Source organism: Deinococcus radiodurans R1 = ATCC 13939 = DSM 20539, assembly GCF_000008565.1.
Classification (GTDB): Bacteria; Deinococcota; Deinococci; order Deinococcales; family Deinococcaceae; genus Deinococcus; species Deinococcus radiodurans.
Genome location: NC_000958.1, coordinates 1 through 26095, shown reverse-complemented (window position 1 = coordinate 26095; position 26095 = coordinate 1). Strand labels below are relative to the sequence as shown.

Annotated in this window: 24 protein-coding genes; 8 read left to right on the top strand and 16 right to left on the bottom strand. The window is 60.6% G+C overall.

Annotated features, from left to right (window positions below):
- Positions 1-4: 4 nt before the first annotated feature.
- Entirely contained in the window at positions 5-877 is an 873-nt protein-coding gene (locus DR_RS15570) for an STAS domain-containing protein (protein WP_051618919.1), read from the bottom strand.
- A gap of 115 nt (positions 878-992) precedes the next feature.
- Entirely contained in the window at positions 993-2102 is a 1110-nt protein-coding gene (locus DR_RS15565; RefSeq protein ID WP_010884042.1) for an alpha/beta hydrolase family protein, read from the bottom strand.
- Between the two features lie 30 nt (positions 2103-2132).
- Here DR_RS15565 and DR_RS15560 point away from each other — a divergent pair, with 30 nt between their 5' ends.
- From DR_RS15560 to DR_RS15545, 4 genes are all read left to right on the top strand, one after another.
- Entirely contained in the window at positions 2133-2825 is a 693-nt protein-coding gene (locus DR_RS15560) for an ArsR/SmtB family transcription factor (RefSeq protein WP_227086052.1), read from the top strand.
- Positions 2826-3436: 611 nt separating this feature from the next.
- Positions 3437-4420 carry an IS4-like element ISDra1 family transposase gene (locus DR_RS15555; protein WP_010884015.1) on the top strand — a complete coding sequence of 328 codons (984 nt, stop codon included), beginning with the start codon at positions 3437-3439 and terminating at the stop codon, positions 4418-4420.
- Between the two features lie 288 nt (positions 4421-4708).
- Positions 4709-5053 carry a transposase gene (locus DR_RS15550; protein ID WP_149358003.1) on the top strand — a complete coding sequence of 115 codons (345 nt, stop codon included), beginning with the start codon at positions 4709-4711 and terminating at the stop codon, positions 5051-5053.
- Positions 5014-5715 carry an IS3 family transposase gene (locus DR_RS15545; protein ID WP_149358004.1) on the top strand — a complete coding sequence of 234 codons (702 nt, stop codon included), beginning with the start codon at positions 5014-5016 and terminating at the stop codon, positions 5713-5715. The genes DR_RS15550 and DR_RS15545 overlap by 40 nt, the downstream gene beginning before the upstream one ends.
- Before the next feature lie 75 nt (positions 5716-5790).
- Here the strand turns inward: DR_RS15545 and DR_RS15540 are convergent, their stop codons facing one another.
- The 5 genes from DR_RS15540 to DR_RS15520 all read right to left on the bottom strand — a co-directional run bounded on the left by DR_RS15540 (position 5791) and on the right by DR_RS15520 (position 10595).
- Entirely contained in the window at positions 5791-6975 is a 1185-nt protein-coding gene (locus tag DR_RS15540) for an IS4-like element ISDra7 family transposase (protein ID WP_063653101.1), read from the bottom strand.
- A gap of 153 nt (positions 6976-7128) precedes the next feature.
- Positions 7129-7869 carry a siderophore-interacting protein gene (locus tag DR_RS15535; protein WP_010884024.1) on the bottom strand — a complete coding sequence of 247 codons (741 nt, stop codon included), beginning with the start codon at positions 7867-7869 and terminating at the stop codon, positions 7129-7131.
- A 7-nt stretch (positions 7870-7876) separates the two neighbouring features.
- Entirely contained in the window at positions 7877-8662 is a 786-nt protein-coding gene (locus DR_RS15530; RefSeq protein ID WP_010883994.1) for a heme ABC transporter ATP-binding protein, read from the bottom strand.
- Positions 8659-9714, bottom strand: coding sequence for a FecCD family ABC transporter permease (locus tag DR_RS15525; protein ID WP_373969220.1), 1056 nt, complete (start codon positions 9712-9714; stop codon positions 8659-8661). The genes DR_RS15530 and DR_RS15525 overlap by 4 nt, the downstream gene beginning before the upstream one ends.
- A gap of 5 nt (positions 9715-9719) precedes the next feature.
- Positions 9720-10595 (bottom strand): hemin ABC transporter substrate-binding protein, encoded by an 876-nt coding sequence (locus tag DR_RS15520; protein ID WP_034351278.1) that lies wholly within the window; start codon positions 10593-10595, stop codon positions 9720-9722.
- A gap of 361 nt (positions 10596-10956) precedes the next feature.
- Between DR_RS15520 and DR_RS15515 the strand changes: the two genes are divergently transcribed.
- Both DR_RS15515 and DR_RS15510 read left to right on the top strand, forming a co-directional pair.
- A complete protein-coding gene (locus DR_RS15515; RefSeq protein WP_081816091.1) occupies positions 10957-11217 on the top strand; it encodes an AbrB/MazE/SpoVT family DNA-binding domain-containing protein in 261 nt (86 codons plus the stop codon).
- A complete protein-coding gene (locus tag DR_RS15510) occupies positions 11218-11598 on the top strand; it encodes a PIN domain-containing protein (protein ID WP_027480395.1) in 381 nt (126 codons plus the stop codon).
- 288 nt (positions 11599-11886) lie between these two features.
- Here DR_RS15510 and DR_RS15505 read toward each other — a convergent pair whose 3' ends face one another.
- The 7 genes from DR_RS15505 to DR_RS15475 form a co-directional block, all read right to left on the bottom strand.
- Complete coding sequence (locus DR_RS15505) at positions 11887-13326, bottom strand: cobyric acid synthase (protein ID WP_227086051.1); 1440 nt, start codon at positions 13324-13326, stop codon at positions 11887-11889.
- On the bottom strand, positions 13319-14326 hold the full coding sequence (locus DR_RS15500; protein ID WP_010883990.1) for an aminotransferase class I/II-fold pyridoxal phosphate-dependent enzyme: 1008 nt from the start codon (positions 14324-14326) through the stop codon (positions 13319-13321). The genes DR_RS15505 and DR_RS15500 overlap by 8 nt, the downstream gene beginning before the upstream one ends.
- Complete coding sequence (gene cbiB, locus DR_RS15495) at positions 14319-15221, bottom strand: adenosylcobinamide-phosphate synthase CbiB (protein ID WP_010883989.1); 903 nt, start codon at positions 15219-15221, stop codon at positions 14319-14321. Before cbiB ends, DR_RS15500 begins: the two co-directional genes overlap by 8 nt.
- The gene (locus tag DR_RS15490; RefSeq protein WP_027480393.1) at positions 15212-16531 is read right to left on the bottom strand and encodes a cobyrinate a,c-diamide synthase; all 1320 of its coding nucleotides are present in this window, start codon (positions 16529-16531) and stop codon (positions 15212-15214) included. Before DR_RS15490 ends, cbiB begins: the two co-directional genes overlap by 10 nt.
- Positions 16527-17138, bottom strand: a complete 612-nt coding sequence (gene cobO / locus DR_RS15485) for a cob(I)yrinic acid a,c-diamide adenosyltransferase (RefSeq protein ID WP_081799310.1) — start codon at positions 17136-17138, stop codon at positions 16527-16529. Before cobO ends, DR_RS15490 begins: the two co-directional genes overlap by 5 nt.
- Before the next feature lie 8 nt (positions 17139-17146).
- The gene (locus DR_RS15480) at positions 17147-18010 is read right to left on the bottom strand and encodes an ABC transporter substrate-binding protein (RefSeq protein ID WP_027480391.1); all 864 of its coding nucleotides are present in this window, start codon (positions 18008-18010) and stop codon (positions 17147-17149) included.
- A 607-nt stretch (positions 18011-18617) separates the two neighbouring features.
- Complete coding sequence (locus DR_RS15475; protein ID WP_010884020.1) at positions 18618-19601, bottom strand: IS4-like element ISDra1 family transposase; 984 nt, start codon at positions 19599-19601, stop codon at positions 18618-18620.
- Between the two features lie 391 nt (positions 19602-19992).
- Between DR_RS15475 and DR_RS15470 the strand changes: the two genes are divergently transcribed.
- Together DR_RS15470 and DR_RS15465 are read left to right on the top strand one after the other, a co-directional pair.
- Positions 19993-21588: a hypothetical protein gene (locus tag DR_RS15470; RefSeq protein WP_162177818.1), complete on the top strand. Its 1596-nt coding sequence runs from the start codon at positions 19993-19995 to the stop codon at positions 21586-21588.
- Positions 21581-23074, top strand: a complete 1494-nt coding sequence (locus tag DR_RS15465; protein ID WP_010884039.1) for a hypothetical protein — start codon at positions 21581-21583, stop codon at positions 23072-23074. Before DR_RS15470 ends, DR_RS15465 begins: the two co-directional genes overlap by 8 nt.
- An 853-nt stretch (positions 23075-23927) precedes the next feature.
- On the opposite strand, the gene DR_RS15460 is transcribed toward DR_RS15465, so the two are convergent.
- Positions 23928-24803 (bottom strand): ParB/RepB/Spo0J family partition protein, encoded by an 876-nt coding sequence (locus DR_RS15460; protein WP_010884026.1) that lies wholly within the window; start codon positions 24801-24803, stop codon positions 23928-23930.
- Complete coding sequence (locus tag DR_RS15455; RefSeq protein WP_010884025.1) at positions 24800-25576, bottom strand: ParA family protein; 777 nt, start codon at positions 25574-25576, stop codon at positions 24800-24802. The genes DR_RS15460 and DR_RS15455 overlap by 4 nt, the downstream gene beginning before the upstream one ends.
- Between the last annotated feature and the right edge of the window lie 519 nt (positions 25577-26095).

Sequence of the window (26095 nt, the reverse complement as noted above, 5' to 3'; positions counted from 1 at the left end):
CGCTCTAGAACGCGCCGCGTGGGGACGCTTCGGTGCGGTTCATAGCGACCCGGATCGCGTCGGCGAGGGTGGCGAGCGTGGTGACGCCACTCAGATCGATGCCCAGTTGCACGATGGTCTGCGCGATCTGCGGGCGAATCCCACTGATGATGCACTCGGCGCCCATCAGCTGGGTGGCTGCCACGGTTCGCAGCAGGTGCTGGGCGACCAGGGTGTCCACCGTCGGCACACCCGTGATGTCGATGATCGCCACGCTGGCCCCCGTCTCCACGATGCGCTCGAGTAGCGTTTCCATCACGACCTGCGTCCGTTCGCTGTCGAGCGTGCCGATCAGGGGCAGGGCTACGACGCCTTCCCAGATCTTGACGACGGGGGTGGACAGTTCGAGCATTTCCTGGCGCTGACGCTCGATGATCGCTTCGCGGCTGCGCTGATACACCGTGACGGTGTAGAGCCCCAGCCGGTCGAGCAGGGTCGAGACCGTCCAGACAGCCTGAATGACCGTCTGCGCGTCTGCCCCCGCGCTCTGCTCTTGCTGGCGCAGGCGTTCAAACAAGGGCTGCTTGAGGGAAAAGACAAAGATGGCGACTTCCGAGAAGCTGAAGCCCTGACTCGCCCAGCGCCGGGAGAGGTCTTCCAGAAAGCCACGCAGTTCGGCCCAGCTTTCTCCGGTGATGGTGCCCAGCTGCCCAAGCGAAGCGGCCTGCGTCACGGCCCGGGTGAACTGCGTGAGAAAAGCCTGGGCCTGAGCACGCAACTGCGTTTCGCTCAACAGGTCGTGGCGCACATCGGGCGAACGCAGCTGCTCGCTGATCCACTCCTCCAGTAAGGCCGCGCTCTCTCCCAGGGAACGGACAATCATCTCGTGGCTTTCCATACTTTCACCGGAGCATACCGCCTCCACGCAGGTGAGGGGCGCCCACTGGCGATTTCGTCCGGTGGCAACTCAACTGTCTCTGCGCACTGAGTTGCCAGAGACCCTGTGCAGGAGGCTAATGCTGCGCCAGCCACGCCGCCATGTCGTTCATGGGTGCCTGCTGCATAGGCGCGAAGTCGTCCTGGGTGATGCTCGCCGCCTGACCCAGGCTGTGGCCCAGGCCGGGATACAGCTTGAGGGTGCTGTCGGAAAGCAAGCTATTAAGTTTTTTCGCGTAAGCGGGGTCGATATTGCCGTCGTTTTCGCCCTGCAAGATCAGCACCGGCAGTTTGAGCTGCGGGGCCACTGTGCCGAGGACGGGTAGGGTACCGGAGCCGGCGTAGAGCGGCGACTGCGCTGTCGTGCGCTGATAAAAGTCGGAGACACGCGGCAGGACTTCCTGTTTCAGATCGAGCAGACCGTCGCCGTTGGTGTCGAGCATGGCGGCCAGTTTGGGTGCCTGCGGGGTGCTGTCCAGCGACAGCAGCAGACTGGCCTGCATCTTCGCCAGGCCGCTACCTGGGCCTTGCAAGGCAGCCAGGACCCCCGACAGGTCGATCTTGCCGTCCCTGGCGTAGGTGTTCAGGTAAGTCATCCCCACCGTCTGGAACTGGCGGGCAAAGGACGACGCGAAACTGTCGACCACGGGGCCTTGGAGGACCAGGCCGCTGGCATGAATCTCCTGAGCGAGGGCCGCCGCGACCACGGTACCTTCGCTCCAGCCGTAGACGAAGACTTTGCGGCTGTTGACGCCGGGTTGCGCCTCGGCTGTCTTCAGGGCGGTGCGGGCGTCACTCAGCAGGTCTTTCAGAGTGAGCTTGTTGTAACCATTTTGGGCGGCCTGCGCTGTGCGGGGGTCGAAGGTCTGGGCGGCGTAGCGTTTGTCGTAGCGCATCACGGCAAATCCTCTGGCTGCCAGCGTCTGCGCCAGCTTGCCGAGCGACCCCTGCACCACGCCGCCGTACGTGGCGAAACTGCCGTTCAGGTCTTCCGGCCCGGTGCCCTGAATCAGGAGGACCAAAGGGGCCGGCCTAGTCGCGTCGGCAGGCAGCAGCAGTTCGGCGCGGCTGGACTGGTCGCCCAGCTTTAGGGTGAGGCTGCGGGTCGTTACGGCTGCCCGGCCTCCTCCTGCCAGCGCCGTGCTCAGCGTCAAAAAGATGAGGGATGCGGTGAGGGCTCGTTTCATAGGGCGACGCTACCGCCTACCCTTGTTCCCATGACAGCCCACTGGGGAAGTAGAGCGCCCAACGGCAACTTACGAGATGACCGACTGCCGCCCGGCACCCTGATCGTGTCGGAGGAGGCGCAGGCAGCCACGATCACTGACCGCCGTGACCTGCGCCGCCTGGCTCCCTTTATGCGCGGCGAATGCAGTGTGTCGCAGGCCGCTGCCGAACTAGGATTAGGCCTGACCGCCACCTACAAGCTGACGCAGCGGTTTGTGCGGCTGGGACTGGTGCAGGAAGTCCGGCGCGAGCGGCGTGCAGGCCGTGATCTCCGGTTTTACCGCGCCCCGGCAGCGTTTTTCGTGCCGTTCAGTGTACGTCCCCTCGAGCAAATGGGCGAAGACAATCGCCGCGCCGAATTGCAGCGCTTCGAGGTCAATCTGGGCCGGGCGATGCGCGCCAGCCTGGACGAGGCCTGGGGCACGCTGACCTGTTTTACCCCTTCGGGCGAAACTTATTACGAGATCGTCTCCCTGCGGGGCGAGGTGTTCATTCCCGCCGCCGAGGGCGCGCCGCTGATCCTGTCGGGCTGGAATAATGTGGCCCTGACCCAGCAAGAGGCCCGCGAATTGCAACGCGACCTCATGGCGTTGATCCTGCCTTACCTCAACCGTGAGCCGGTGGGCGAGATTTACCAGATTGGGGTGTTCATGGCCCCTGACAACTCGCCGGGAAATGCTTGATTTCGCGGCAGCGAATGCACTTCGTCTCTTTTGACCGTCCTCTGCCCACGCCCAAGCTGCATGGTCCCCTTTCATGGCTTACCAGTTCCCATCGTGGGAACTATAGCCAGGCATTGCGCTAGCAAGTCAAAGAGTCGGACTCGACCAACAAGCAGGCCAACAATGTAAGAACAATAACAAACCGAAGTTTGATTCCTGAATAGCTCTCGACTATTTGTTGTCAGGGAAAAGCCCGCACTTTCGGAGGTTTGAGTAGAAAAAGCCCGCACTTTTGGAGCTTCGGAGCAACGTGACAGCAAAAATCTACGTAAAAAAGCGTCAGAAGTCTCCCTGAAACGCGTGTAAAAGAGCCAGATCCAGCAAAAGAGAGGGGAGAGCATCCTTCTCACCTCAGTAGGTGACAACTTCGGTTCGACGTTGTCCCAGACGGCAAAAACCAACAGTCGGCCCCATCAAGCTTGATGGGGCCGACTGTTCGCGGTTTCCTGAGAGTGTGAAATCAACAGAGGGGAGCTGCCCAGCAGGCTACCGCACTCACCGGGCACTTCAAAACGCATGCCAGTCACCTCCGCATCGATACACTCCAGCGCCTCATTGACGTCCTCCTGGCGATGATTGCCGCGAGGAGCGTCAATCATCACGACCTGAGTGCCCATATGCCGGGGATGAGTACCCCGCAGGGCAAGAAGAGACGAGCAGACCGCACCTTCCGGGATGAGCAGCTGGACAGGGGCTTTTTCATCGCTCTGCTTGTCGTCCATCTTCCACCGGGGAAGGTTTTGCTAAGTCTGGACCGCACCAATTGGGAGCACGGGGAAACGCCCATCAACTTTCTGGTGCTTGGAGCCGTGGTTCACGGCTTCACCCTGCCGCTCATCTGGGTGCCTCTCGACCAGTCTGGGAACAGTCACACCTACGCTCGAATGTGGCTGGTGTTGAAGCTCCTTCGGGCCTGGCCAGCGAAACGCTGGCTGGGTCTGGTGGCCGATCGGGAGTTCATCGGCGCGGAATGGTTCCGCTTTCTTCGTCGTCAGGGCATCAAGAGGGCAATTCGTATCCGACAGACCGACATGCTAGACGACATGAAGGGGAAAGAGTGGTTTGAGCACGTCCAGCACGGTCATTTTCACGAGATTGGCGAAAAGGTGTTCGTGTTCGGGGAGTTGATGCGGGTGGTCGCAACGAGGTCACCCACAGGTGACCTCGTCATCATCGCCACAGATTTCAGTGCTCGGAAGACCTGGAGGCTCTACAAACAGCGCTGGTCGATAGAGTGCACCTTCAGCAGTTTCAAAAAGCGAGGCTTTGACTTAGAGCGAACCGGAATAACGGAAAGGAGCCGTCTACAGCGACTCTTCGGACTGGTGACATTGGCCTGGATGTTCTGTTTGCGCCTGGGGGTCTGGCTGAGCCAGACCTGGCCCATCCCCGTTCTGAAGCATGGTCGGAGAGCGGTCAGTCTGGTACGGCACGGCGCTCAGCATCTCGTGGATGCCCTACGGTGGAAACCCCAACAGTTCATGGCGATCCTGGAGGTGTTCATCCAGGCTTTTTGCCCGCCAGGAGCGGCTGAAAGTGAAGTTGTCACCTACTGAGGTCACGGTCAACTTCGACGACCCCAGCACCTATCACCTGTAATTCTCAGGTTCTCGAAGTTCGCTTTGAAGCGCCAGCTCTTGTCACGTTTTCTGCATGTTGGCATGGACGTTTATAAGACTCATTCATGGCATGACAATACATAGGTTCTTTACTTTGACAAGCGAAATGCAGAACAGGCCCCCAACTTAGAGCTGGGGGCCTGTTCTGTAAATGTAATGGTTGAGAGTGGGATTGATCCAGTTTTGTATCGGTGCAGTTAAGCCTTCAGCATAGGAGGCAACCCCATGACGACCAGAAAGATTTACACCGCAGAATTCAAACGTCAGGCCATTGACCTGGCAGCACGTGAGGATGTTGGCCCCATCCGGGCCGCCCGCGACCTTGGTATCAGCACTTCAGTGCTCTACCGTTGGCGACTCCAAGCTCAAGAAGCAGGACAAGCAGCCTTTCCCGGTCAGGGTCGTTCGACCCTGACGCCACAAGAACAGGAAATCCAACGACTCCGCAAAGAGAACGAAATTTTGCGACAGGAACGTGAAATCCTGAAAAAAGCAGCGGCCTTCTTGCCCAGAGCAGGCCCCAAAGCGGTTTGGAGCCTTGGGCGCTTCTTTGCCAAAGAAAATCTCTGAGGTTCGCGTTTATCGCCGCCCATCTCGACGAATTTCGTCTCGACATCATGTGTCGGATTCTGCAAGTGACCCCGAGTGGCTTCAGAAACTGGCGAAGAAGGCCGTACTCAACGAGGAAAACCCACGATGAACGCCTCAAGCTCCTCATTGAGGACATTGATCATCAGCACAAAGGGCGCTATGGAGCGCCCCGGATTCAGAAGCAGCTCGCGGCCGATGGTCACCAGCACAGTGTGCGTCGAATTGCTCGATTGATGCGTGACCTTGGCCTGTACGGCAAAACGCGTCGCAAGTTCGTTAAAACCACCGATAGCAAGCATGCCCTACCCGTTGCCCCCAACCTGCTGGATAGGAATTTCACTCCTGAGGCACCAAATACTGTCTGGGCCAGCGATATCACCTATATCCCAACCAAAGAAGGCTGGTTATACCTGGCCGTGACGATGGACTTGTTCGCCAGGACGATTGCGGGCTGGTCGATGGAGAACACCATGACGGCTCAACTGCCGCTGAATGCCCTGAATATGGCGGTGAGCAGGCGGAAACCGTCTGCCGGACTCATTCATCACAGCGACCGAGGCAGTCAATACGCTAGCCAGGCCTTTCAAAACGCTCTGAGGGAGAACGAAATGCTGTGCAGCATGAGTAATAAGTGGGGTTGACCCGCTTTTACAATGGTTCGTGCAGTTTTAGGCGGCTTTAAGTCCGAAATCCAGCGGACTGAACGGCGAATTCGCTCATTCTTCAAAGCGAGCCGAGAGGTCCAGATTGGATAAAATGACCTGGGCCAGCAGGGCGTTATACGCCCTGCGTTTCATGTCTTCGAGACTGAACACCAGATCCTGCCCGCCACCTGCCGCTCGCAGGGCCTCCAGTCGGCAAAGATTCAGGGTCAGCAGCACCACGTTCCAATGCGCCTCGATGCCCTGCTGTGACCGCAGTTGCACATCCTGGCCCCCCAGGAACTGTTTGGCATCCCGGAAGATCAGTTCGATCTCAAAGCGGCTTCGATACAGCGCCATGACCTCATGAGCCGGCATGGTCACAGCGGTGCTGAACAGCACCGCGTAGCCGGTGACCTGACCCTTTTTACCAATCTGCTGAATGACGACTGCGCGCACTTCCCGCGCCCACTGCACGCTCCAGACCACCTGCGTCCACACCCGCTCAGTCGGCCTTGCAGAGACGAGGTCGAAGCGCTGCAGGTCACTGAAGTCCACCTTACCGTCGAACTTCTTCTTTCGCCCCCGTCGTCTGGGATGCTCACCGGTGTAGAGGTCGTTGAGGTTGGCGTTGCGAGGCAATCTGGAGATAAACGGGAGACCGTGACCCGTCACGGTCTCCACGATGGGTTCCTTCGCGTAATTCCCGTCGGCAACGACAGCAGCCAGATCAAGCTGTTGAACAGTCCGGAGATCGAGCAGCACGTCATCCAGCTGATCGGCGGCCTGTTCCAGACGAGTTGGAGCCTCAGACCCGGTCAGGGTCTGACGGACATCGACCGTCAAGGCCTGCCGGTGCTGGACATCAATGAGGGCACAACAGGATTGCTCGATTCCGCGTTCGGTCCGCGCGGCACAGCCATTCCAGAACGAGCCGAGGTGTGCGGTGTGCTGACCGGCTTTGCGGTGAAAAGAGGCGTCGATGGCCAGAACGCACAGTGGGCTGATCAGCCCACTCTCGATTGCTGTACTGACAGTCGCCTGGTGTAACGCGCCCCACGGAATGGCCCCATCGTCACTTCGGTGCAGCCAACGACGAATCGTACTCTCCGAGCAGGCTGCATACCGGGAGAGATTCAGGGCGTTCAGCCGTCCAGGAACAGCGAGAAAAACGCTGAGCAGCACGGTCAGGAAATTCCGCTGCGTCTTGCGCAGCGGGACCGTGCTGAGAACGTACTGTAGGATGGCCATCAGACCCATTGGAAGCGGTGATTTCACAGCTCCATTTTCAATGGGTCTTTCCTTTTGGGCTCAAAACTGCACGAACCATTGATTGAGGTAAACTACATTTTTTTTTACGGCATTAAGGTCGCCCGTTGAGGCGACCCCTTCAGCTAGGCGACAGTGCTTCTTTTACTCAAGTTGTGACGGCTCAGCTCTATCATTTGTCCAGTAAGCCGTCACGCGCATGGTTTCGGCGTCCAGTCCCCGTGCCAACAGGTTCTCCTTGATGCCAAGCGCCGCCTTGCGTTCCGCGCCGACCCAGACAAAGGCTGTGCCTGAGGGCGTTTTCCATTCGGCCACCGCGTCCCGCAGGAGCGTGGTCGTACCTGGTGCTGCATCTCCTCTATGCAGCCAGCGCAGGGTCAGGGTAGCTGCCGATGACAGGGGCAGTTGGTGGGCCGCGCTCTGAACTTCGACCAATGTGATGACCTTGACGCCAGCGGGCAGTTCTTCCAGGCGGCGGGCCAGCGCGGGCAAGGCCGCGTCATCGGCCACCAGCAAATATTCATCAAATTCGTACTTCACCAGCGTGGAGCCGCGCGGCCCGCCTATCAGCAATTCATCGCCAACGTTGGCCTTTCTGGCCCAGGTCGTCGCTATTCCCCGTTCATGCAGGACGAAGTCTAAATCCAGCTCCAGCACGTCAGGTCGGAAGGTGCGGGGGGTGTAATCGCGTCCGATGAGGTCGCTGCCGTCCAAAGGCGTAAAAAAGAGCTTGATATGGTCGTCTGCGCCAGGACTACTGAAATCGGCAAGGTCATCTCCCGTCAGGGTGATGCGGCGCAGGGTCGGTGTCAGGTCAGTCACGGCTTTGACCGTGATCTGGCGGCGCTTAAGCGGTAAAGAAACACGGGTAATAAGGTCAGACATCGGACTCCTAGCTGGCGCTCACAATCAGAGGACAGTTCAGGCAGGGGTGCTGCGTGACCAGAACCTCATGACCGTAGGCAGTACGGATGCTCTCGGGCGTCAGGGCGACGGCGGGATGGTCACAGGCGATAACGTGACCTTCCGCGAGCATCAGCACCCGGTCGGCGTATTGCGCGGCGAGGTTCAGGTCGTGGAGGACGGCCAGAACCCCCACGCCTTCCCGGCACAGTTCGCGGGCAAGCCGCAAAGTTGCGTGCTGATGGGCCAGGTCCAGACTGGCAGTGGGTTCGTCGAGCAGCAGCACCCGTTCACCGATGACGCCATGCAACTGCGCCAGGGTGCGGGCAAAGTGAACACGTTGCTGCTCGCCACCGGACAGGGTCAGCACATCACGGGTTTCGTATCCGCTCAGGCCAACCCTTTCCAGACATGCGGCGGCAATAGCCCGGTCCTGCACCGTCTCGCGCTGCCCGTGCGGAATGCGGCCCAGCAGCACCACGTCCAGCACCTCATAGGCAAACGAAAGGGGCGTTTGCTGCGGCAACACGGCGCGGCGCTTGGCGGCTTCGGCAGGCTTGATGTCCCGGAGCGGCTGCCCGAACAGTTCTACTCCGCTCTTGCCAAGTTCGCCCGTCAGGTGCTTGAGAAGCGTGCTTTTTCCAGCCCCGTTGCGCCCCAGCACCGCCAGCATCTCGCCGCTTTGCAGATGGAATTTGAGCTTAGAGAGCAGTTCGCGCCCCGCCACCGAGTAGCTCAGGTCGGTCACGCGAATGGAAGGCGAAGAAGCTGTCATGCGCCCACCTCCTTCCGGCCCGCCCGCAGCAGATACAGGAAAAACGGTGCGCCCAGCAGCGCGGTGATAATCCCGATTGGCACTTCAGCCGGCATGGCGATGGTGCGCGAAACGAGGTCGGCTAGCACCAGCAATGCTGCGCCCAGGAGGGCCGAAGCGGGCAGCAGCGTGCGGTGGTTCGGCCCAGTCAGCAGCCGCAGCAGGTGCGGAACCACCAGTCCCACAAAACCGATGGTTCCTGCCACTGCCACGCCTGCCCCTACACTCAGAGCCACCAGAGCGACCACACTCCATTTGACGGTCTGCACGTTCACCCCCAGATGTGATGCGCCGCTTTCGCCCAGCATCAGCGCGTTGAGGGCGCGGGCCATAAAGGGCAAAATCAATGTGCCAGCCAGAATCAGTGGAGCAGCGCTCAGGACGGTGGGCCAGGTCGCGCCCCCCAGCGAACCCAAACTCCAGAAGGTAATGCTTCGGAGCTGCTCATCCGTCGCCAGAAAAGTCATCAGGCCCGTACCTGCGCCGCACAGCGCGTTGATGGCGATGCCCGAGAGCAGCATGGTGGTTGCGTTGACCCGCCCACGGTCCTGCGACAGCATGTAGATCAGCATCGTGGCGAGCAGCGAACCCGTGAACGCGGCGACGGGCAGCGAGTAGTTGCCGAAGGCGTGGAACCCCAGCACCACGCTCATCGCGGCGGCGAGGCTGGCCCCCGACGAAATTCCCAGGAGTCCCGGGTCGGCCAGTGGGTTGCGGAAAAGTCCCTGCATGGCTGCGCCCGCCACCGCCAGCCCCGCGCCCACCAGCATCCCTAGCATCACGCGCGGCAGCCGAATGGCCCACAGTACGGCGGCCTGTTGCTCCTCATAGCCTTGCAGCGGTGCAATGCCCAGGGGGGCCAGCAGAATGCTCACCACTTGCAGCGGTGCAATGTGAACGGCTCCTGTGCCTACTGCCATGATCAGCGTCAGCAGGAGCAGCAGCGGCAAGAGCACAAGTGAGAGCGCTGCTCGCGAACGCTGCCGACTGACAGGAAAGGCAGAGGATGCCACCGTCGTCACCGGAAATCTGCCTTGAACTGCCGGGCCAGCTTCAGCGCAAATTCGGGCAGACGCGGGCCAATCCAGCGAATCGAGTTGTCCACGGTGTAGACCCGCTTATCCCTGCCCGCATTCGTCTGGGCGACACCAGGCATCTTCAGCAGTCCTTCCAGACCCCCTACACCGTCCAGCCCGCGCTCCAGCATGACAATAGCGTCGGGATTGATAGCGACCAGCGCCTCGGCGGTCAGGGCTTTGGTGTCCTTGAAGGGGGCCGCGTTCTTGCCGCCGGCCAGGGTAATCAGCTCATTCGCGCCGCCTTCCGTGCCGTAGATGCTGGCGTCGCTGGCGCTGTGGGCGTACAGGAAAATGACTTTAGGAGCCTTCTTAGGCTTATTGGCCGTCACGGCTTTCATGGTGGTATCGAAGCTCTTGGTCAAGCTGGCAGCAGCGTTGGGGACGTTGTAGACCTGACCCAGCATGTTCAGGCGCGTCTTGACTCCATTCAGGCCGCCCGTATCAGTGGCGGGCAGCACCAGTACTTTGATCCCCGCCGCACGGAGTTGTTGCACGACCGTGCCGTTTTTCCCGGCAGCAAAATTGTCGGCGGTGCCGATCACGAGATCGGGTTTCAGGCTTATGATGCCCTCAGCGGGAAGCTGCGCCCAATGCCCCACGCTGGGAATCTTGTTGAGGGGATAGACGCCACTGACATCGGTGCCGACGATAGTCTTCTGCTTGCCCAGGCGGTAGATCATTTCCACGGTGGTGGCGTTCAGCGCGACCACGCGCTTGGGATTGGAAACCCCGACGGTGACGCCGTCTGCCCCCTTAATCTGGGCAGCAGAAGCGGACGACAGGAGCAGCAACGTGGACAGAAAAGCCTTCTTCATATTCATCCTCACTAAACCAACTGGAATAGTCAAGATTATGTAGAGAGGTCTGGGGACGAATGCCCCTAAATGGGCTTAACCTAGCGAAGGCCCGATTTTCTGCTATCTTCGATGAGTAGTTTATGAGATATTACGTAGCTTGACGATGCGAAGAACACAGCGTTTTCGCCTTGCAAAAACCACTTGCACAACCGAAGTGAAAGGCAAGTGGTTCTTGAACGACCGATGTCAGCCCGGGCTACGGTCGAGAATCCGTTTGACCTGAGTAGCTGACCACGGCCCACCATTCAAGAACTGTAACAAAAGATAGGGGCATGGGCAGACGAATATATCGTGCCTATTTTGCTAGAATCAGGCACTTATGACTACTCATGCCTACAATCTGAAACTTCAGGCACAGGGCCGTATTGTAGTCCCCACTGACGTCCGTACCGAACTCGGCGTCCAAGAGGGTGATGAACTTATCTTAGTCAAAGAAGACTTCGGTTACCGGATGACCAGTCGTAGGCTCCTCGCGGAATCTCTATACGGCAGCCTGAAGAAAGCAGAGGGTGACGAGCGGGACTTCACCCAGGAACTGCTCGACGAACGTCAGGCTGAAGCCAAAGAGAAGGGCTGGTAAATGCTCCTTGATGCCAGTGCCTTGTTGGCATTTTTGCTGAAAGAAGAAGGCGGCCTTGAAGTCTTGAAGGTCGTCAGCTCCCAGCCCTGCTGGATCAGCAGCGTCACCCTGACCGAAGTCCAGGGCAAGCTCGTCGGCCGTGGTGCCTTCACCCCCCGCCAGGTCGAGGCCCAGCTGGGGCCGCTGCTGGGTTTTGTCCGCGAAGTGCCTTTCGAGAGTGCCTGCCGGAAAAAGGCGTCGTTTTATTACGCCCGCAAGTCGCCTTATGGTCTGAGCCTCGGTGACGCCGCCTGTCTGGGCACTGCGGAAGCCCTGAAGCTGGATGTGCTGACCGCCGAAAAAGGCTGGGCTGAGATTCCTGACCTGCCCTTCAAGGTGTAGTTGATCCGCTAGTTTTTTCAGTGAAATCGGCTTGCACGGTAGTTCGCTGAAACTATGGCCGATAGGTAAGACAGACTCAGTGCGTCTCGGACCGACCAGCACCGTTCCGTTGGACCGAGGGTTACGCCCGGTGTCCCGTGAGCGTACTTTTTCCGTCCAACTGGCCGACCCAGTTGGTGGCGGAGTCCCCCTTGCGTCCGGCATCAGTTGTAGACCCCCGGACCGGATTCCCCAGGTTTGGGGATTCAATCGCGGTCCGTCTATAGGCCAGCTGAACTGGAAAAACCCTTAAAGCAGCGCCCGCACCCGGTCCCAGCTCAGGCCCGCTTGGACCTGCGCGGCGATGGCGTCGAGGCGGGCGTCAAGCGAGTCCAGGCACGCCGGCACTGGCAAGTCGGCCCAGCGCAGGAAGTGCTCCAGATAAGCTGAGTTTTCCAGCAGGCCGTGCAGATAGGTGCCGCGCACATTGCCGGAGCGCCACAGCAGCCCGGGCACCAGCGTTTGTACGCCTGGCCCGCTGCGGGTTTGGCCGTGGTGAATCTCGTACCCCTGAAGCCGCAGGCCGGTTTCGGGGTCACGGACTTCGCTCAGGCGGGTGGTCTTATCGGCGGCGAAGGCCGTGTGCAGGTCGAGCAGGCCCAGCCCGTACACTTTTCCCCCAGACGCAGCGCTCCCGCCCTCCACCCCCTGCGGGTCGGAAAGGGTCTGCCCCAGCATTTGCAGGCCCCCGCAGATGCCCAGTACCGGCACGCCCTGCACAGCGAGGCGGGTCACGGCGCCAGCCAGCCCGGTGGCCCGCAACCAGGCGAGGTCGGCGGCGGTGCTTTTGCTGCCAGGAAGAATGACCGCCCTCGCTCCAGCCAGCTCCTGCGGCGACGTGACCCAGCGGGCCAGTTCACCCAGCGGCGCGAACTCGTCGAGGTTGGACACGCGGGGCAGCCGGGGAATGGCAACAAAGCCCGTTGACGGTGAGGGGATGATGGCAGCTGGGGCCTCTACAGCCACGCCGTCTTCCTCGGGCAGCGCGACGTTCAGCCAGGGCACCACGCCCAGGGTCGGCACGCCGGTCTGCTCTTCGAGCCACTCAGGCGCGGGAGCGAGCAGAGAAGCGTCGCCGCGAAACCGGTTGAGGATAAACCCGCGCATCAAGGCGCGCTCCTCGGGCATCAGGCAATGCCAGGTGCCGAGCAAGTGGGCAAAGGCGCCGCCCCGGTCAATGTCGGCGGCGAGCAGCACGGCGGCCCGGGCCTCACGGGCAACGCGCATGTTCACGATGTCGCTCGGGCGCAGGTTAACCTCGGCAGGGCTGCCCGCGCCCTCGATGACCACCACGTCGAACTCGTCCAGCAGGCTGTGAAGGGCGCCTTTGACAAAGGGCCACAGCCGGGGCTTACGCTCGCGCCAGGGCAGGGCGGTCAGCTCGGGAGCGGCGCGTCCCAGCAGCACCACCTGACTGCTCGTGTCGGCCTCGGGCTTGAGCAGCACCGGATTCATCCGCACGTCGGGCACCACGCGGGCAGCGCGGGCCTGCACCAGCTGAGCGCGGCCCATTTCCAGGCCCGGCGCTGAACTCTCCGGGGGCGTGACCCCCGCGTTGTTGCTCATGTTCTGGGCTTTGAAGGGGGCTACCCGCAGCCCCTCGTCACTGAGCATCCGGCACAGCGCCGCGCAGAGGTAGGACTTGCCCGCATTCGACGTGCAGCCCTGAACCATGATGGCCTTACCCATAGAGAACCTCCTGGAGAGCGCCGATGAGCCGCCGGTCATTCTTGTTCGCCTGCGTACTTACCCGCACCCGCCCCGGCAGGCCGTAGCTCGCGCAGTCACGCACCCGGATGCCCAGTGGCAGCAGTTTTCGCGCGACTGCCGCCGCGTCACCGACTTCCAGAGTCAGAAAGGGCGTGCCGCGGCGTTCCACGGGGCCAAATTCGCGCAGGGCGTGGGCCAGAGCTGCGGCGTCATTCTGCACGCGGGGCAGCGTCTCGGACAGGAAATCTTGTGCGGCGGGCAAGGCCGCGAGCAGCGCCGCCGTGCCCGCCGGGAGGTGCCATGCTGGGGCGAGGTTGTCCAGCCGCGCCGTGACCTCCGCGCGGGCAAGAGCGTAGGCGGGCCGCGCTCCGACGAGGCCGTGGGCTTTGCCGGGAGACAGAACATTGATGGTGAATGGGTGATGGTGAACAGGGAGCGACAGAAAGGGCGCGTAGGCAAGGTCGAGCACCAGCAACGCGTGGGCAGCGGCGCAGGCGTTCGCCAGAATGTCTAGTTCCGGCGCGCAGAGTCGGCGCCCCGTCGGGTTGTGCGGCTGCCCCACGTAGACGAGGCGGGTACGGGGCGGCAGAGCAGCGGGCACCTCGTCCATCACGTGAATTTTCGCCCGTTGCAACTGCGCGGCGCGGGCGAGTTCACCGAACGGGGCGTGAAGACTCAGCAGCACGTCTCCCGCAGGCAAAAAGGCGCGGACGACGCGGTGCAGCAGGTCCGATGCGCCGACGCTGAGAACTACCTCGTCGGGAGAAACGCCGTGCCAGTCGGCCAGCCTCCGGCGCACGCCGAGATAGCTGGGATCGGGATAGTGCGCGTGGTCGGCGCCGCGCACAGCAGCGAGGAGGGCCGGATTCGGGCCGTAGGGATTGCAGTTGACGCTGAAATCGAGGCCGACGAAAGCGGCACTCGATGGGCCGCCGTGCGGAATGCGGGGCACTAGGCCAGGGAGAGCGTCATCAGGCATGGGGTCTCCGGGAAAGGCGGCCTGGGAAAGGCAGCAGCAAGACCAACACCGCCAGCACCAGCGTCCGGCGGGCAAGGGCCAGCGCTGGTGCGAGGTGTTCAGGACCAGGAGCCGCGCCGGCTGCGTTCAGCACGTAGACCCCTCTTTTGTCCAACCGCACGCCCAGGGCGCCGGCAAAGGCGCTCATGGGGTGCCCGGCGTTTGGACTGGCCGGGTTGCGCCGGTCGCGTACCCACACGCGCCAGCTCTGGCTCCCGCTCACCATCAGCGTGCAAAGGGCAGTCAGCCGCGCCGGGGCGAGGTTGAACAGGTCGTCGGCTTTGGCGGCGGCCTTGCCCGCGTCCTCCAGCTCAGGCGTGCGGTAGCCCCACATCGCGTCCGCCGTGTTCGTCAGGCGGTAGGCGGCGGCGAGGGGCAACCCTCCTGCTCGGTAGGCGAGCAGCGGCGCGACCACGCTGTCAGAGAGGTTCTCGGCCAGGCTTTCAATCGCCGCGCCCGCCACTTCCGCCGCCGTCAACTGGGAGGTGTCCCGGCTGACCAGGTGCCACGCCAGCAAGCGCCGCGCCTCCGGCACATCGCCCTGTTCCAGTGCCCCGGCAACTTCGGCCACCGCGTCAAAGAGGGCTTTACGCGCCAGCAAAGGCTTGAGCAGGGCGCCCTGCACCCACCAGGGCAAGCCGGACGCCGTCCAGCCGGCGCCCGCTGCCAGACCTGCGCCGAGCGCCCAGCCTGCCGCGCCTTGCGTGAACTGCTGTTTCGCCGTTTTCCCGCACCAGTGGGTCTGCGCCCAGCGCAGGTAATTTCCCATGTAGATCACGGGGTGAAAGTAAGCAGGCGGTTCGCCCAGGGTATCCAGCGCGAGGGCCAGCAGTAGGGCGCGCCGTCTCACTGGCAACGCTCCACCAGCCGGGCTGCCACCGCCGGAAATCCGCCGTAGTGCAGGTGCAGGTAACTTGCCAGCACGTTGCCCCGCGCGTAGCCTTCTGCCACCTCCTGCCCATCGTGCGTTCGCCAGCGGTAGGCCGGGTGGGTCGGCTCATGCGTCAGCGTGCTGAAGTGGAACTCATGCCCGCGAATGGCGGTACCGGCGGGCAACAGGGGAGAGTCGGCCAGGCTCAGCGCGTCGCGGTAGCCCAGGCTGAGGCGCCGTGCCATGCGGGTCCGGTAGGGAACCACGCCGCACATCTCGTGCGTCACGCCGTTTTCATCTTCCAGCGTTTCGCTCAGGTACATCAGCCCGCCGCATTCGCCCACCACCGGGCGCCCGGAGGCAGCGAAGGCGCGGACGCTCCGGCGCATGCGCTCGTTGGCCGCCAGCTCCGCCGCGTGCGCCTCCGGGTAGCCGCCGCCGAGCAGCAGCCCGCCGACATCTTCCGGCACCCCGGCATCTTCGAGTGGACTAAACGGCACCAGTTCCGCGCCGCAGGAGCGCAGTTCGTCCAGCGCGTCGGGGTAATAGAAGTGGAAGGCGCTGTCAAAAGCGTAGGCGATGCGTGTTGATGGGGGAGGGCTCATGCTTGATGAGGAAGACAGGTCGGGGGCCCGGGTCACGTTCAGCAGGGCGTCCAGATCCAGGTACCGGGCCGCTGCCAACGCCGCCGCCTCGTCCCAGCTCGCCTGCTGTGCGCTCAGCAGGCCGAGGTGACGGGACGGGAGGCGTAGCGCGTCGTCTTGCAGCAAGAAGCCGAGACAGGCCAGTCCCACCTGGGTGAGTGCCTCCGCGCAGAGTTCGGCGTGGCGGACACTGCCGACACGGTTGAGAATGACGCCCGCGACATTCACCCCTTCGCCAAAATCGCGCAGGCCCGCCGCCACGGCCGCTACAGTGCGGGCCATGCCGCCCGCGTCGATCACCAGCACGACTCGCGCGCCCAGCAGCCGGGCAAGCGCGGCGGTGGAATGCTCGTCGCTGCCTGGGTCGCGTCCGTCGTAGAGGCCCATGACGCCTTCGATCACGCAGACTTCGGCCTGGGCCGCCGCCCGTGCAAAAAGGGTTTGCAGCCGCTCCGGCGCCAGCAGAAAGCTGTCCAAGTTGCGCGTTTCCCGCCCGGCAGCCCGGGTGAGGTGGGTGGGGTCCAGGTAATCGGGGCCGAGTTTAAAGGGCTGCACGCTCAGGCCACGCGCACGCAGGGCGAGACACAGCAGCGCGGCGACGGTGGTTTTGCCGCTGCCAGAGCCCGGAGCGGCGAGGACGAAACGGTTAATATTCAATCCCCGTCTGTCCCCCGATCCCCTGCTCGTAGGCGTGCTTGACCGGCTGAATCTCACTGACCGTATCGGCGAGCGCGATCAGTTCGGGAATGGCGTCGCGGCCCGTGATGATGACGTGTAGCAGCGGGTCACGATTTTTCAGAACGGGTTCCACCTCGGCCCAGGCCACCCAGCCGTACTTGAGCGGGTAGGTGAACTCGTCGAGCACGATCAGGTCGTACTCGCCACTCTCGATGGCTTCACGGGCCAGGGCCCAGCCGTGCGCGGCCAGCTCCGCCGAGTTCTCCAGGTCGCGGGAGCGCCACGTCCAGCCGTCGCCGAGGCCCTGATAGGGAATCTCCAGCATATCCAGCGTGCGGTGCTCACCGAATTTGGCGGTGTCATGCTTGAGAAACTGGAACATCTTGACGCGCAGCCCCCGTCCGTGTGCCCGCAGCATCAGCCCCAGGGCGGCGGTGGTTTTGCCCTTGCCTTTGCCGGTGTTGACGATCAGCAGCCCCCGGCGGCCCTTGCTTATCCCCTCTTTCTTGCGGTAATTGTCGCGCTGCTCGGTGAGTTCGCGCATGGCGGCCTCGCGGCGCTCGCGGGTGGCGTCGTCCATGTCCGGCTTCACTTTGCCTCGGGGTGAATCATCTTGATCAGGGCGCGCAGGGCAACCGGCAAACGCGGACCGGGGCGGCTCAGCGCGTCGCGTTCCTCGTCGGTGGGCTTGTAGACCCATCCGGCTTTCACAGCGTTTAGAGTTGTCCAGCCGCCACGTTTCTTGGCGTCGTCAGGCGTCACGCCGATGATGACCTGCGGGTTGGCCTTGACGATGAGTTCGGGGTCAATCTTGGGAAAGTCGCCCAACTTGGCCGGAATGATGGTCTGACCGCCCGCCTTGGCGATCAGGGTGCCGATGAACGAATTGGGGCCGACGCTGTAAGGCGCGGGGTCCACCTCGTAGTACACGCTGATTTTGGGCAGTTGCCGTACGCTTTGTTGCAGGGCGTTCAGGTCGGCACGGGTCGTGGTGATCAGGCGGGTGGCGTTCGTCTCCCGGTTGACCATTTTGCCGATGACCGCCATCTTCTCGAACACTTCGTTGTAGCTCTGGGCGGTGCCGCCATACACGGTAAGGCCGAGCGCGGCCAGCTTGGACGTCAATTTGGAACCGCTCGACTCGTCGGCCAGGATCAGGTCGGGCTTGAGCGCCACAATCGCTTCGAGATCGGGCTTGAAGGCGCTGCCGACTCGGGGCAGTTTCTCCACCACACGCCTGGGAAAGTTGCTGTAGGTGTCCACCGCCACCAGTTTGTCAGCGGCGCCCAGGGCGACCAGGGTTTCGGTGTGTGAGGGCAGCATGGCGACGACGCGCCTGGGTTCGGATTTGATGACCACCGTGCGCCCCAGATCGTCAGTGACAGTGAGGGGATACTTGGTGGCGGCGGCGCTGGACAATAAGGCCAGCAGCGTGAGCGAAATCAGGCGCATAGAACACTCCGGGTGCGGGGGCGGCAGGTCTGGGCAGGCGCACGAAAAAACCTGCCCAGGCCGGGGCCAGAGCAGGCACCAAAAGGCAGGTGTGGCGCGCTCAGAAAACTGGCCCTCTGACGGCGAGAGGTGCGGACGTGTTTCAGCAGGCCAACTGCATGGACCTGCGGAACCGTTCGCGTCCCTGAGAGGCATTCGGACTGACGGCCCTTAAGGCCGATTCACCGCTGCGCGACAGTGCCGGAATGGGTGCGGGACTGGAAAAAGCCAGGCCGCACCGTCACCGGGCTTCCCCTGGCTCAGGTGGCCTCAGTTTACCCCAGTGGCAGCCTGCGCCGTTCTGCTTGCCCGGGCACCGGGCTCTTTTTCGCAGTACATCAGGCGGTCCCAGCCCTTGGCGAGGCACAAGTACTTCGCTGAATCCCGGGGTAAAGTCATGCTCAATTCTGCCCCTCAATGCTCAAGGAGCGCTCTGACCTCGTTCATGAGCCAATCGAGGTAAGCCTTGACCGCATTTGCGCCCTTGGCCTTCCGAGCCGTCAGTTCACGAGTTAAATCGACTGCACTGAATTGCCCGTTCACACACACTTGTTGGATGGCTTCCAGCTCAGTAGGTGACAACTTCACTTTCAGCCGCTCCTGGCGGGCAAAAAGCCTGGATGAACACCTCCAGGATCGCCATGAACTGTTGGGGTTTCCACCGTAGGGCATCCACGAGATGCTGAGCACCGTGCCGCACCAGACTGACCGCTCTCCGACCATGCTTCAGAACGGGGATGGGCCAGGTCTGGCTCAGCCAGACCCCCAGGCGCAAACAGAACATCCAAGCCAATGTCACCAGGCCGAAGAGTCGCTGTAGACGGCTCCTTTCCGTCATTCCGGTTCGCTCTAAGTCAAAGCCTCGCTTTTTGAAACTGCTGAAGGTGCACTCTATCGACCAGCGCTGTTTGTAGAGCCTCCAGGTCTTCCGAGCACTGAAATCTGTGGCGATGATGACGAGGTCACCTGTGGGTGACCTCGTTGCGACCACCCGCATCAACTCCCCGAACACGAACACCTTTTCGCCAATCTCGTGAAAATGACCGTGCTGGACGTGCTCAAACCACTCTTTCCCATTCATGTCGTCTAGCATGTCGGTCTGTCGGATACGAATTGCCCTCTTGATGCCCTGACGACGAAGAAAGCGGAACCATTCCGCGCCGATGAACTCCCGATCGGCCACCAGACCCAGCCAGCGTTTCGCTGGCCAGGCCCGAAGGAGCTTCAACACCAGCCACATTCGAGCGTAGGTGTGACTGTTCCCAGACTGGTCGAGAGGCACCCAGATGAGCGGCAGGGTGAAGCCGTGAACCACGGCTCCAAGCACCAGAAAGTTGATGGGCGTTTCCCCGTGCTCCCAATTGGTGCGGTCCAGACTTAGCAAAACCTTCCCCGGTGGAAGATGGACGACAAGCAGAGCGATGAAAAAGCCCCTGTCCAGCTGCTCATCCCGGAAGGTGCGGTCTGCTCGTCTCTTCTTGCCCTGCGGGGTACTCATCCCCGGCATATGGGCACTCAGGTCGTGATGATTGACGCTCCTCGCGGCAATCATCGCCAGGAGGACGTCAATGAGGCGCTGGAGTGTATCGATGCGGAGGTGACTGGCATGCGTTTTGAAGTGCCCGGTGAGTGCGGTAGCCTGCTGGGCAGCTCCCCTCTGTTGATTTCACACTCTCAGGAAACCGCGAACAGTCGGCCCCATCAAGCTTGATGGGGCCGACTGTTGGTTTTTGCCGTCTGGGACAACGTCGAACCGAAGTTGTCACCTACTGAGGCGGGAGCCTTCTCAACTGCAGTCCAATGAGGCCGTTGATAGCCTTATCGGACTTGCAGTTGACTTCCATGAATTGTGGGCAGCTGGAGAATCTCAACATGTCGCGGTCAATCATTACCGGACTTGGCGCGCAGCCGTAGAACACTGGCCTGAAAAGCATGGAAGCGAAGTGAAGCCCTTCAAGCGTCTGACCTATCTCCTAGACGAGCAGGGCTGGCTGTTTGAAATCAGCAACGCTCTGGCTAAAGGTGCACGCTCATACCTTGATGAAGACGGAGTCAGTGGCCCTGTAATGACGACTGGTCGCTTGGAACGCTTCAACCGCAAGGTGGGGCAACTGACGCACATGCATCAGCGCAATCCCCGGGCAGGTAAAAATGAGGCCGACTGGCGAGAGGAGGAACTCTTCAGCGATTTCCGGGAACGTGTACTTTATGCGCTGAATGTGCCTGCCGAACCAGTCGTGACGCTCGAGGCGCAGATCATTCCTGAAGTGCCCGTCTGTTCATGCGGGGAGCTTCTATCAGAGCCAAATCTCCAAAAAGCCATTGACCATCAGGTCTGGGATCTGCCTCTGTCAGGAGCGCGGGTTCGTCTTCAATATCAGGAACGGCATTACCTGTGCCCACAATGTGCACAGACCAGCGTGCAAAGCTTCCCAAGAACCTCTGGGATGACGCCGCGCCTGCTGACGTATCTTCAGGAGCAACTGCGTGGCGACTTCAATTTCAGTACCCTTCGGCGCACCACCGGCGTCAGTAAAAAAATCCTAGAGACGCTTCAGGAAAACGCTTTGCCTGTGCCTGCTCAACTGCCTGAGAACCTGGCAGCTCTGACATTTAAGTGGCGTCGTCAGCGCCGCCTCGCTCTCTTCGACGTAACCACGGCAGCGCCGGTGACCCTGCTAGCCCACTCTGACCTGCGGCAGGACGTAACAACGCAGGAGTTGCTGTCTTTTCTCGAAAGTCCAGCAGCTGGGAAAGTCAAGCAGGTATGGGTCAACGACCCCTCATGGATTCCGTCTTCGGCCGCACGATGTCCTGAGGTGACCTTCGTTCTTGATCCCTTCAGTACCAGTCAACTTATAAAACGGGCGGCAACCAGACTGCAGCAGGCTTTCAGCGCCACCCTGAACCCCGGCGTGGGGCGGGCCCCCATCATGCGGAAATACCGCAGCCTGTTCATACATCATCCTCACGGTGACCATTGGCGCCTGCTCGACCGTATGGATCCGGAACGTCACCGCCTGTATGACCTGCGCGACCACTTGATGGAGACGTATCCGATGGTGGGTTTCGGACTGGGCAGAACAGACTCTTTGCGCCTGCTGTTTGACCGCCCTATGCCGACCACAGATGCCGACCTCGACCGTTGGCTGGCCGACACTGAAGCGGAATACAGACAGCGTCTGCAGACCACCACCGCAGCCGATCAGGCTGGCCTGAACCGTGCTTATCAGGCCTTGCACCCTCTTCTGGACCACCTTGCTCCAGGCAGCCGGACCCGGCAAGCCATTGTGACGGGAGCTCGCCTCAGTCCACATCCAGTCAAGAGACAAGTGCCCAAGCTCCCAAAGTCGCCTGGCCAGAAAAAAGAGAAGGCCAAACAACAGAAGCCTGCTCAACGACAGGTGCTGAACTTAACTTCTGTTCGGCGGAAGATGCAGCGACTTTCTGCAATGAGCGCCTATCAGGCCCGGGGCGAATTGACCGCAGACTGGCAACGCCTACTTCGGGCGACCCAGCAGTGGAAGCCTCATGACTGAGCCTGCCCTTTGGCTACAGACCGGGACAGCGACGGCTCGGCGGGCTGGCCTTCTGCACCTTACACAGGAGACAGCTGCACTCACGAATATCAGTCAATACCGTGTCCTTGTCCTGAGTCCTGACGAGTCCCAAGTCAGCCGTTTACAAGTTGACCTACACCGGCAGCAACTCCCCTACCTCGTCAAGACCGCCAAGAGGTTTCTTAACGACCTCACTTTCAAAGGCCTCGGCACTGTGCAGCAGACCAGGGAACTCCTCAACAGCTTTAAAATAGAGAAGGCCCGGACAGGCCAGTGGTCGGGGAAGGCTCAGTTCTACTTCGAGCATCGGGAACTTGCCAAACGGGTGAAGTTGGCCCTGCAACCGGAACATAAGGTCCCCATCAAAGACCTCTTGCAAGACCTACAGAATCTGCTGCGTCACCCGGAATGGATTACTGACCTCTGTGATCCCACTCTCCTGAAGGCTGCCACTTGCCTGAACCCCAAGGTGGGCACCTCGCCCCTGCGCGTAAAGGCCGGTATCGATCTGATAGCCATTCTGGACTATCACCTTCTTAGTCCTGAACAGCAGTTCCTGTTTGCAGCCCTGACTCAGGCCCCAAGCAGCTGGCCTCTTCCCCGTCTCATCATTTCCTCAAATGGCGGTTACTGGTTGGGTGCGCACATGCAGTGGCAGCCTCGCTTAGAGTCAGTCGCCCTCCCCAAGGCGGTACAGCCTCACCCAGAGCTGCGTGCGCTCCTCAATCAGTTCGAGAAAGCGGACTCAATCTGTGATGAGCGACAGGCAGAACAGGACATCCGCTCCCGCCCTGCCACAGATCAGGACGCCTTTACCCTCACCCTCCTGAACGCCGCTCAGACTGCCGCCGAGTGGAGGAAAATCCTTACCCGGCCCATACAAGCTGCTCTTGAGAAGAATCGGCAAGTGACTGTTCTCCACACCGAAGAGAGCGTCAAAACAGCCCTCACTGAGGCCTTCCCGGACTGGGCACCTGAAGCACAACGCGCCAATGCTGCGATTGAAGCCCACCTCCGGTTCTGGTGCGGTATCTCTGGACCTCAAGGCGGTCATCCCCTCGCGAATTTATTGCCTCGGGATGAACGGGGCTACCACTTTGACGAAGCGTGGAACCTGCGCCGTTCCCGGGAGGAGAGTCAGGAGTACTCTCTCTTTCTCAATGACGAAGAGACGTTCCTGAGGCAGGAGAGCACGGGCGCTCTGCTCAAGGCAGCTGGGTTGCCCGCTCCTCCTTTCGATCTGCCTGAAGAACCTTACCGCGCTCTGGGCGTGATGATCAGTCGCAGACTCAGCGCTCAAGTGAACGTGTTACCTGCTGAACAAATGACTGAACTTTGCGACGATGTCTTCTTCATTTTGAGAGGAGAGCCTGTTTCCAAAGCGTTGGTCCAAGGCCTGAACCACTCGCTTCACCACTTCCACCTTATTCATCTTCGTGACCCGTGTGCGTCGTCCCAGCACTAGGCGCAGCTTCACCATTTTGTGAACAGGTGCAGGTACTCAGGTACGCCCGAAAGCCTACAGCCAAGCCTGGAATTGACTCCAGGCGACTCTTCCCGCTTCGTTCAGGAACAACTCTCCTAAGACGGATCGCGTCCGATTCTCTACATCCGGGCCTGCACCTCATGCGGGATCATCTCCCAAATCTGCCTGGGCCGCTTCTCACTCCGTTCGAATTACAACCAAAACCGAAGGGTTCGACCGCCGTACGTGCAAGACGGAATATCTGGATGATCCCCCTAATTTGTATTCTTCTTATTGGGTTTTGAGAGAGTGGCCCCCTCAACCCGCTGGCGACGGGGTTGCACAGCCTGCTGAGCAGGTGCGGCACCAGCCTCCACCATCACTTATCCTGGTCCGATAATTCCTCCCCAACCTCACCATCGACCACAGACGCAAGCCCTAATGCCGTCACTACACACGGACAGCACTAAGCCGTTGAGCAAGGGGCCGCAGCAAACATCCGAACCGACCCACAAACTGCACAGCGACTATAGGTCGCGCTACGACACGTCGCCCCTTTGCCCTGTCCCTAGTCTCAGATCAGATGCAGTTGGCGTTCCTAATTGAACCCATTCGCCTCCTCCGACTTCATTCAGGGACAACATGTTCTGAGACGAAAACCCTGAGCAATCCCCTTAATTTGTAATTTTCTTATTTAAACTACAGAGCTACATGACGACCTGAGTACGCCGTGCGAGGCTCAAGGCTGGACAGTGTGGGTGCTCTTGACCACCTACTCGGTAGAGCATAGTTCAGACCCACATCAAGTCGGTTGCAAAGTTTTACCAGCTTCTTAGAGTTTTACAGCTCTGCGTTAGTTGTCGCCAATCTCTTGCTGAAGCGCCCGTGGCATCTGGCTCAGCCAATGCTGCATCGCCTCGGCATCTTGTGGGTCCAGCCGGTCCAGCCACTTTTGGTTTCCGAGTGCCTGCGCAACTCGCTTCTCCAAGCGGACCGTTGGCCTGTGGCAGAGTCGCTCAACTTCAGCCACGATTTCTTTGCGACCTGCTCCTTGCTGCACTTTGGCAATGAGATCAGCCTGCTTATTCTCAGGCGCCCGAGCGATCAAGGTGGCCATCGTGAGGGCCATACCCTGACGTAGCGCTTCAACCAGTGGCGGAGGATAGTTCAGAATTCTGACCTTGTTCTTGGCGAATGATTGCCAGCTTTCCCGGCCCAGAGGTAAGAAGACTGCACTCAACGTCTCTACGTCTTCTGGGACCGGATTGCGAAGCAACTCGTTGAGCCGGGAACGGGCCTGCTCTGAGGCTATGCCAAGTGCATTGGCGACCAAGAGCAGCTTACCTTCCACCTCGTCAATGAGGTTCAGGTTTTCACGCTGCAAGTTTTCGATTAGGGCAATGACTGCTGCTTCTTGATCTGTCAGTGATTTGACGATCACAGGCACTTCAGTCAGCCCCGCGAGTTGCGCGGCTCTCCAGCGCCGCTCACCTGCGACGATCTCATAGGTGTCCCCCACAGCACGAACCAGCAGGGGCTGCAAGATTCCTTGAGACTGAATTGATGCGGCCAACTCTGTCAGACCTTCAGTACCGAACTGGCGTCGGGGCTGCTGCGACCCTGCCCGCAGCTGATCCACACGCAATGTGCTGGTGTGGCCCACTACCGGTCCCTGCGCTAGTTTGGCGCTCTCACCGAGGAGCGCCGCCAAGCCCTCGCGCCGGGTCATCGTTCACCTCGCTCAGGTGCGTTGCGCTGCAGAAACTCCACCAAATCACTCGTGATTTTCCTGATTTCCTCTGCCTCTTTTGAACGGGGGGCAAACACAGTGACCGGCAGACCCTTCTCTGCAGCACCGTTCCAGACCGCTCCACGCTCGACGATCGGCGAAGTCACGTGGGGCAGATCCTCACGCACGATGCCCAGGAGTTCACTGTCCTCTTTGCGGTTGCTCTTGCACATGGTCGGCACGTAGGCAGCGACGTGCAAATCAGGTCGAAGACGATGGTACTGGGGCATGACACGGTTCAGACCCCGCAAAGCGTTCAGGCCCTTGCTCCGGGTCATGATCGGTACCACCAGGGCGTCTGCAGCCAAAGCGCAGGCTGCGGCCAACTGCCCGAGAGAAGGGGGACTGTCAATAATTACAGTGTCCCAGCGGCCACTCTCTTTTTGAAGGGCGTCACGCAGCGCAAGGATGCCACCAACCCGACCAGGAATGCTCGGCTCGACTTCTGCCAGATCAATCACAGCGGGAATGAGGTCAAAGCCGTGGACATGCCGGGGAGCAGGAAGAGGCGCGTCACCGCTCAGCACATCGAACAGAGTTTCATGCAACTCCGCGTCTTGAACGCCCATGTTGGTGGTGAGGTTGCTTTGTGGATCACCATCTATCAGTAACACGTGTTGTCCACGCTGGGCGAATTCGTGTGCAATGTTCCCTGCAATCGATGTTTTCCCAGCTCCACCCGCGTGGGTAAAAACCGTCAAGATGGTCGTCATATGTCTCAGTGTAAGCGTTCGTATATGTACGAACATGGGAACTCATCAGCCCCCAACTGGGGCTCTACTCCGCAGCAGGCGCTCAACCAATCAAAAGGTTGGTGAATTTTACAAGCACGAGTTGCAGACCATAGGGGTTGCTTACTTCCCCAAAACATCCCTACAAGTAGCGATACCTTTGCGGTATAACTTTACTGACAAAGTGAAAATCAAAAGGCGAGCTAGCGACACCTTTGCGGGAAAAGTATGAGCCATCAGAAAATTCTCTTTGTAGACGGCAAATTTTCCATTCTCAGGAATAGCGACACCTTTGCGGGATTTGGGGTCAAAATAGCGACACCTTTGCGTTATTCAGCCACCTGCATAATAGCGACACCTTTGCGGGAAACGGAAAAAGGCCGATGGCAACGTGCAAAAGGCCAAGAAGTGATATTTCGGTGACTCTAGCCGTTCTTAGCGACACCTTTGCGGGATTTGGGGTCAAAATAGCGACACCTTTGCGGGATTTGGGGTCAAAAT